Annotated in this window: 5 protein-coding genes and 4 pseudogenes; 6 read left to right on the forward strand and 3 right to left on the reverse strand. The window is 67.0% G+C overall.

All coding sequences use genetic code 11. From position 1 onward, the window contains the following. Window positions 1-394: 394 nt before the first annotated feature. The 4 genes from ACFU6I_RS46900 to ACFU6I_RS46915 all read left to right on the forward strand — a co-directional run bounded on the left by ACFU6I_RS46900 (window position 395) and on the right by ACFU6I_RS46915 (window position 6,057). Entirely contained in the window at window positions 395-802 is a 408-nt protein-coding gene (locus tag ACFU6I_RS46900) for a hypothetical protein (protein WP_384380261.1), read from the forward strand. Between the two features lie 40 nt (window positions 803-842). Further along, window positions 843-4,397, forward strand: coding sequence for a hypothetical protein (locus ACFU6I_RS46905; RefSeq protein ID WP_384380264.1), 3,555 nt, complete (start codon window positions 843-845; stop codon window positions 4,395-4,397). A gap of 112 nt (window positions 4,398-4,509) precedes the next feature. Next, complete coding sequence (locus ACFU6I_RS46910) at window positions 4,510-5,094, forward strand: S1 RNA-binding domain-containing protein (RefSeq protein WP_384380267.1); 585 nt, start codon at window positions 4,510-4,512, stop codon at window positions 5,092-5,094. 31 nt (window positions 5,095-5,125) lie between these two features. After that, a protein-coding gene (locus ACFU6I_RS46915) for an IS5 family transposase (protein WP_384380269.1) occupies window positions 5,126-6,057 on the forward strand; the annotation gives its coding sequence in 2 pieces (ribosomal slippage) (window positions 5,126-5,470 and window positions 5,473-6,057; 930 coding nt in all). 88 nt (window positions 6,058-6,145) lie between these two features. On the opposite strand, the pseudogene ACFU6I_RS46920 reads toward ACFU6I_RS46915, so the two are convergent. The 3 pseudogenes from ACFU6I_RS46920 to ACFU6I_RS46930 form a co-directional block, all read right to left on the reverse strand. Then, window positions 6,146-6,446 (reverse strand): annotated as a pseudogene (locus tag ACFU6I_RS46920) (hypothetical protein). Continuing rightward, window positions 6,446-6,678 (reverse strand): annotated as a pseudogene (locus tag ACFU6I_RS46925) (hypothetical protein). The pseudogenes ACFU6I_RS46920 and ACFU6I_RS46925 overlap by 1 nt, the downstream one beginning before the upstream one ends. Before the next feature lie 324 nt (window positions 6,679-7,002). After that, window positions 7,003-7,449: pseudogene (locus tag ACFU6I_RS46930) on the reverse strand (C40 family peptidase); the annotation flags it as partial. Between ACFU6I_RS46930 and ACFU6I_RS46935 the strand changes: the two are divergent. Together ACFU6I_RS46935 and ACFU6I_RS46940 are read left to right on the forward strand one after the other, a co-directional pair. Then, window positions 7,388-7,531 (forward strand): hypothetical protein, encoded by a 144-nt coding sequence (locus ACFU6I_RS46935; protein WP_384380272.1) that lies wholly within the window; start codon window positions 7,388-7,390, stop codon window positions 7,529-7,531. The pseudogene ACFU6I_RS46930 and the gene ACFU6I_RS46935 overlap by 62 nt on opposite strands. Window positions 7,532-7,786: 255 nt before the next feature. Next, window positions 7,787-7,959 (forward strand): annotated as a pseudogene (locus tag ACFU6I_RS46940) (DNA-directed RNA polymerase subunit alpha); the annotation flags it as partial.

The raw sequence follows: 7,959 nt of genomic DNA on the forward strand, positions 1-7,959 counted from the left end.
GCCCGCAACTCGGCGGCCTGTTCCACGGACAGCTCCATACCAAGAGACCCTGCCACACAAGATCAAGTAATGCTGACGGAATCACAAGACACTAGTGGTGCATGGCCACGTTCCGCCAGCCGTCCCGGCTTGACCGGCTACGGCAACGCCAAGGACGCCAACCCCCACCAGCAAACTCGTCGATCCGCAAGGCGTCTGGCCATCACCGCACTTGGAGGGCCATTCAGACACTGCGTCACTGCCGCGGAGCCCATCGCACTGCTCAACTTCAATGGCCCCACTCGTCGGCAAGCCCGCACACGACTGCCCCAGTCGGTGCAACACTGGCTGCCTCGGGGACCTTGGTGCGCCCCGACACGAGCGACAGGGGTTCGTTCTTGGATGAGGAGCGGCGATGAACGAGATCGAGTTGGTGGTTGCGGCGCTGGGGGCGGGGGCTGCGGCGGGACTGTCGGATTCCGCCAGCAGTGCCGTGCGGGATGCGTACGAGAGGTTGCGCGTTGCGGTTCAGCGTCGTCTCGACTCACGCGGAGACCAGGACATCGAACTGCCCGTGATGGGCGGGGAATCCGAGATCGACGACGAATCGCTCCGAGAAGCGCTTGCCATGTCCGGCGCCGACCTGGACGGGCAGGTCCACGCTGCGGCGGAGGCGTTGTTGCGGGAACTCAACGGCAGCGGTCCCCGTGCCGGAATTGGCATGGTGCGCGTCCATGACTCCCAAGGCGTGCACGCCGGGCAAGGGCCGCAGATCAATTTCTTCAACGCCGGAGGAGCATCCGGTGACACACCAAGGGACTGAAGATCCCGTCGGAAGTGGAACCAATGATCCCGACGAGACCGTGAATCAAATCGAGATCACTGGTTCCAAAGGCGTGTTGATACACGGCACGCAGATCAATCATTACCCGAGCGAACGGCAGCGTGCCCGGTCACCCTACCTCCATCTGGTGCGGCAGATAGCCCCCGAGGAACTACAGGACCGATATAAGGAACTGAGGCAGCTCACAGCCTTCTGCTGTGAGCCGAAGCCGTCACACGATTACCTCTTCTGGAAGGCGGGTCCCTGGGCGGGGAAGACCGCTTTGCTGTCCTCGTTCGTCCTCGATCCCCCGGAGGAGGCGGAGATTGTCTCGTTCTTCATCACCCGCCGCTTCCCAGGGCAAAGCGATCACGGCGCATTCCTGAACGTCGTCATCGAACAGTTGGCAACGCTTCTTGGCGAGCCCATCCCGTCGAGCCTCGTCCCCGAGAGTCGCCCTGCGCATTTCCTGCAGTTGCTGGACGCGGCGGGCAGGGCGTGCAGGGGCCGGGAAAAGCACCTCGTAGTGGTTGTGGACGGGCTGGACGAGGACACCGGCGCTGCCCAACACAGCATCGCCGCGCTACTGCCTCACCGGCCTCCGACCGGCGTACGCATCGTGGCGTCCGGCCGCTCCATCCCCGCCGATGTACCCCCCGGGCACCCGCTCCGTCGCTCCGAGCAGATCCTGGCGCCGTCGGTACACGCCGAGGGCATTCGCATCGCCGCCGAACCCCAGCTGGATCGTCTGCTGCTGGGAGACGAGACCGAGCAGGAGCTGCTGGGCCTGATCGCCGCAGCCGGGGGCGGCCTTGACGGAGAAGATCTCTCCGAGCTCACGAACCGCCGGCTGAGCGAAGTCCAGGAGACGCTTCGCTCCTCGTCGGGGCGGGTGATCACACGTAAATCAGTTGCCAGCCCCATCAGATCCGTGGCTTTCCGTGAGATCTATCTTCTCGGTCATGAGGAGCTCCAGCAGGCCGCAGTCAAAGGATTCGGCCGAGAAGGAATACAGGAGTACCGTGAGCAGCTCCATGCCTGGGCCGAGCGTTACTGCCGGCTGGGCTGGCCCACGGATACTCCCGAATACCTCCTGCGCGGTTACTTCTCCATGCTGCAGGCCGACGGCGATCTGTCCAGGATGGCCGATTGCGCTTTGGATGTCGCACGACACGACCGATTGTTCGAGATGACCGGCGGCGATGTCGCCGCGCTTGCCGAAATCAGCGCCACGCAGGACGCGTTCCTCAGTCGGAACGAGCCCGACCTGCGGTTCTTGACCCTGCTGTCATTGCGCAAAGAACAGATCACCGGCCGCAACAACGACATCCCCTCCAACCTGCCAGCTGTATGGGCACTGACGGGTAAGCCTGAACGTGCCGAGGCACTCGCCCGGTCCATTCCTGGTCGTGGTCGTCAACTCGTCGCACTGGCTGCTGTTATCCGCGCCTTGAACGACCGGCAAGAGGATGCGTACGTGCACGCGCTGGTCGAGGAAGTGGTGACGTTCTCGGCGACAGTTCCTGTGTCGGACAGGGGTGCGTCCTCGGGACTCATCGATGTGTCCATCGCGGTCGCGAAGGCCGGCTACCACGAGGAAGCGTACAAAGTCGCCGCGGCGATCGCCGACCTTCTAAATCGGTCCAGCGCACTGGCCGGAGTGGCACGAGCGGCGGCTGAGGCGGGCCATATCGATTTTGCCGAGCGAACAGCCCGTAGCATCAGCGCGGACGATCGGCTGGGGATGGTGCGAGCGCAGCAGGAAATCGCGGAAGCACTGGCCGGGACGGACGCAATCCGAGCCAGGGCAGCGGCACGCAGGGCCGAGACCATCGCGCAAAGCATCACCGACCCGCTCCAAAGACCCTGGGCGTTGGCGCGGGCCGCTTCAACGCTGGCGGCGGTGGGACTGAACAGACGAGCCGCAACGGTGGCCGAGCGAATGGAGAATCTCGCGAGGAGCCGGGCGAGCTACGTCAGGCAGGACCATTTCGCAGGACAGTTGGGCGATGCGGCGAAGGCGTGGGCGCAGGCCGGTCGCGCCGAGCGCGCCCACGCCGTGGCTGCCGAGGCCGAGCACATCGCCAGGAGTATCACCACGAACGATGCGTACGAAAGTCTGGCCTGGGGCCACGTGGTTCGGGCCTGGGGAGCTGTCGGGGATCCGGGCCGAGCCGAGCAGGTTGCCCGGAGCATCACCGATCCGCGGACCCGGTTGCTGGATCTGGCCGCGGTGGCCCCGAAATGGGCCGAGGAAGGTGACTTCGATCGCGCCGAGGAGATCATCCGGAGCATCAGCCGTTCGACGCACAGCTCGGGAGTCTCTGACGCCGTGGACAGAGCCACGGCTCAAGTGGTGCAGACCCTGACCAAAGCAGGGGAGATCGGACGCGCCGAGGAGATCACCAAAATCATCACCGATCCTGGTCAGCGGGCACGGGAGATGGCCGGGGTGGCGTGCGCGTGGGCCGAGGCAGGAGAGGCTGCCCGCGCCAGGGCCGTAGGCAGGATGGCTGAGGAACTCGCCCGCGGCAGCACCAATCCCAGCCGTATGCTCTGGGACCTCGAGCGAGTGGTGGACTCTCTGGCTGCTTCGGGACATATGGCTGAAGCGAGAAGAATTGTCCAACGCACCTGGGATCTGGCGAACCGGATACCCGATCCCACGAACCAGGTGAGGACGCTGAGCCGCACGGCAGGAGCGGTTGTCGCGACCGAGGTGGTGCAGCGGGCGGAGAAGGTCGCCCGGACCATCACAGATCCTCACGAACTCGCGAGCGCTCAGAAGGAGATCGCGATGGCCTGGGGGAGGCTCGAGGACTTCGACCGCGCCGAAGACATCCTGTCCGACATCTCGGAGAGTGACGGTCTGCCTTGGGCGTGGCAGGAGGTGGCTTGGTCGGCTGCCCGGACAGGTGACTTCGACCGCGCCGAAGAACTCGCCTTGAGCATCACCATGGCTGAGTCACCGGAGCACGCCGTGGCAGTGGTAGCCCACACACTGGCAGGCGTGGCGCGGGCGGCAGCCAAGGCGGGCGAGGCCGATCGTGCCACCGCACTGCTGGAGCGGGCCGATCAATGTGCGAGGGATGCCGCAGACCCGTTGGAGCGAGCCCGGGAACTCTCGGAGGTCGCTCGGGCATGGGCTAATACGGGCGAAGCCGACCGCGCAAGAGCCGCGGCCCTCGACGCCGAGGCCATCATGGCCGGGTTCACCGATGCACTGCTTCGGTCTCGGGACTCGGCGGGCCTGGGATGGGATCACGAGATGGCGGATTGGACGTGGTCGACGGTGGCACCGGCATGCGCGGCCGCAGGGGATATCGCTCATGCCGAGGAGATCGCCTGGAACCTCGCCGAACCCGCCTACCGCGCGGACGCCTTGGTGGGCGTGGCCGAGTACGCAGCCCCGAAGCAGGCGCACAGGCTCATCGCGCACGCGCTGCAGACGGGCAGCTGGCAGCGAACGATCAGAGCCCTCGCCACTATGTCCCCCAGCGTGCTCACGGACATCGCTCAGGAAACGCTCACCAGGCTGCACGAGACCCTTCCAGACGGCGCTGGCAGGTCCGTCCCTGTTGGTGAACTCGGCTAGGACTTGCCCGGGCGATCAAGGTGCCGGCGGCTGAGACATGACGGGATTGCGGACGGTCGCTTCAGCTTGAGGACATGGCTGGCACACGACGTCGTGTGCCAGGGTTGCGGGTATGGATTGGCAGTCTGAGAGCCCGGAACTCTGGGCGTTCCTTGAGTCCCTGCGCCACGGCGACATCCTGTCCGGCACCGTTGCGGCGATCGAACGGTTCGGGGTCTTCGTGGCCCTGGACGACGGGCCTGGCCATCCCACCCTGCCTGGTGTCGGGTTCCTCGGTATCCCCGAACTGTCCTGGCGGCGCTTCGATGCTCCCACCGATGTTGTTCAGGTAGGGCAGCGTGTCTCGTGCGAGTTCATTGGGTTCGACACCCACAACGCTGAGGCCAGACTGTCTTTGAAGGCACTGGAGCCCGACCCCCTCCAGGCTTTCGCCGACCGCACAGTGGTGGGCCAGGAATTCCGCGGGACGGTTGAGCAGGTGCTTCCCATCGGCGTCCTCGTCGACCTCGGGGATGGGATCTTCGGGCTGGTCCCCTTCAGAGAGGTCGACGGCCGCCCTGCGGCGAGTCCGGCAGAAGACTTCGAGGTCGGAGAGGAGATTGCCGTCGTCGTCGCGGAAATCGAGCTGCCACGCCGCCGGGTGTTCCTCTCCAGGCCAGAGAGCGGCCAGTACGCAGGAGTCGTGCTGCCCACGTGACGGCTGCCGTGCCCGAATCGTTGAGGTGAGCATGGGGCGGGGCGATCTAACGGATGCCGAGTGGGCACGGCTGCGGCCGTTCCTGCCGGTCAGTAACGGGCGTTGTGGCAGGTGGCGGGATCACCGGCAGGTGATCGACGGGATTCTGCACCGGGTGCGGACCGGGGTGCAGTGGCGTGATCTGCCCAAGAGGTTCGGGCCGTGGAAGACCGTCTATGAACGCCACCGTCTGTGGTCGGCCGACGGGACTTGGGAACGTCTGCTCCAGCAGGTCCAGGCCGAGGCCGACGCGGTCGGGGAGATCGACTGGGACATCTCTGTCGACTCCACCGTTGTGCGTGCGCATCAGCATGCGGCCGGCGCCCGCACCGACCCGCCGCCAGCCCCCGCTTCAAAGGGGGCCGCGAAGGCAGAACACCAGGACGAGACGCCGTGGCAGGGCCTTCACGGCCGCCTGGTGGAGGTGGTGCTGGAGGCGAGGGCTTGGGCCGCTCGCGGGGCGGTTTCACCAGCAAAATCCACCTGAGCGCGGATGGCCGCTGCCGTCCGCTGTCCCTGGTCGTCACGGCAGGGCAGCGGGCGGACTGCACCCAGTTCGAATCGGTGCTGGAGAAGATCCGGGTCCCCCGTCTCGGGCCGGGCAGGCCCCGCAAGAAGCCGGACAGCCTCGCTGCGGACAAGGCCTACAGCAACGGCCCCGTCCGCGACTACCTGCGGCGCCGCGGCGTCAGGCACACGATCCCGGAGAAGACTGACAGCCAGGCCGCCCGCCTGCGCAAAGGATCAGGCGGCGGGCGGCCACCCGCGGTCAACGAAGAGCGGTACAAGAAACGCAACACCGTCGAGCGGGCCATCAACAAGCTCAAGCACGCCAGAGCCGTCGCCACTCGATACGACAAGCGCGGCTACGTCTTCCTCGGCACCGCCACCGCAGCAGCCCTCGTCATCTGGCTCCGCACGTGATCGCCCGGACAAGTCCTAGCAGCGCGTTCCGCCGCTAATCGCCGCCGAAGGATCCAGCCGACCAAACGAGACACGTGCCCTCACGTCCCTACGCAGCAACACGGCGTTGACCTGCATCAACACCCCGCGAACCCCAGATAACCACGGTGCGAAGCGCCGTGACCCAGTAGAGGAGCCGTACGCGCTCGACTTCATCGGTGTACTAGCGCAGCTGGGGGCCGGCGGAGTCGCCGGGCAGCGCCTCGCCCAGGTCGGGGTCGACGGAGACGACGACCAGGGCGCGGCCCAGGGCGCGGATCTCCGCCTCTCTGGTGATGTTTCTCCGGTTGCTTGGCGGCGGATTCGGAGAAGGCGATCCTGGCGCGGCGTGGGCTGTTCTGCGGGGCCATCAGGCGACGGCCGAACGCTGTGCGGCGAGCCGGGCGAGGTAGGCCTCGCGCAACTTCTCCCACGGCGTGCAGTCCTCCAGCGAGGGCAGGCCGTTGGTGGCGATGTCCTCCAGGACAGCGGCGAGCTGGTCGGTGTTCTTGCGGGTTTTGGCCGCGTAGCGCGGACCGCGTCGGCGGCCGCGGGCTCCCCGTCGGGCTCGCCGAGCGCGCCTGCGGGCGGTGCGACTTCCAGCGCTGCTGTGAGCAAGCCCGTCAAGGACGGGCCTGCGCCGGGCGGGACGCGGGAGGTGTCGCCGCGGGCCCCGTCCAAGAAGAAGACGACGGGTCCCAGGCAGCCGGAGCCGGGGCGAAGCTCGTGGACGCCGGAACCGCCGCCGTATGAGCCATCGCCGTACAAGCCGCCGACGAGCACACCGCCCCCAGAGGGTGGCAGCGGTGGCGATCCCTTCCCGGAGGCGACCTGCTGGGACGTCACCAACGACTGTGTGTGATCTGGGCATCGGACCGTCCTATGCGGTGATGTGGCGGTAGCTGACCACGTCGGAGGGTCGGCGAGCGGTGCGACGGTGACCGTGCGGCCGGGGCGGGGGGCGTGGATGACCTTGCCGTTGCCGATGTACAGCCCCACATGGCCGGCGCCGTAGGACAGGACGAGGTCACCGGGCACCAAGCGCGGCCGGCTCGTGGCGGTCCCGGCATGGATCTGGCCCCAGGTGGTGCGCGGCAGCTTCACCCCGGCCTTCTGCCACGCGCGCATCACCAGGCCCGAGCAGTCGAAGCCCCGCGGTCCGGTACCGCCCCAGACATAGGGCTTACCCAGCTGCGCCCGGGCGAAAGCGACGGCCGCGGCGCCGCCCTTCGCATGGCGCTTATGGGGAGTAGCGGTCTTCTGCGGTGCAGGCGAGGGCCGGTGGGATGCACCGCCCCTCGGTTCGGCGGCCGTGGACGGCAGCACGCGCAGTGAGGCCGAACTGCGCCGGCTCGCCTGGGTCAGTTCGCTCATCGCCGCAGTGATCGGTGTGGTGATGGCCTACACGGCCGACTTCGTCACCACGTTCTTCCACGTCACGGACCAGTCGCTGTAAGGCGTTGGAGGCGCTGGCGGCACGGATGTGCACCGGCACGCGGCAGCGGGCACTCGGCCTCTTCGTCTCACCACCGCGCTGGTCTGCGGCCTGACGGCAAAGGCGCCGCGTGCTTCGGGCAACTCTGCTGTCCAGTCGGCTGAGCCGGCACCTGGCGGTGTCGGGCGGTGCGGCCTCTTGTGAGGTCGTATTGCCGATACCCTGCGGTGTCTACGGCGTCAAATAGCGGGCGCCGAAATCTGGAGGCATCACCCCATGCTGATTGCTCAGCGTCCCGCGTTGACCGAAGAGGTCGTCGACGAGTTCCGCTCCCGGTTCGTCATCGAGCCGCTCGAGCCGGGCTTCGGCTACACCCTCGGCAACTCTCTCCGCCGCACGCTCCTCTCCTCGATCCCCGGCGCTGCTGTCACCAGCATCCGGATCGACGG

Source organism: Streptomyces sp. NPDC057486 (assembly GCF_042802415.1).
GTDB classification, from domain to species: Bacteria; Actinomycetota; Actinomycetes; order Streptomycetales; family Streptomycetaceae; genus Streptomyces; species Streptomyces yanii.

Excerpts from the sequence above, each read along its gene's own strand:
- ACFU6I_RS46900 (WP_384380261.1), top strand. The coding sequence starts at position 395 with ATGAACGAGATCGAGTTGGTGGTTGCGGCGCTGGGGGCGGGGGCTGCG.
- ACFU6I_RS46910 (WP_384380267.1), top strand. The coding sequence starts at position 4,510 with ATGGATTGGCAGTCTGAGAGCCCGGAACTCTGGGCGTTCCTTGAGTCC.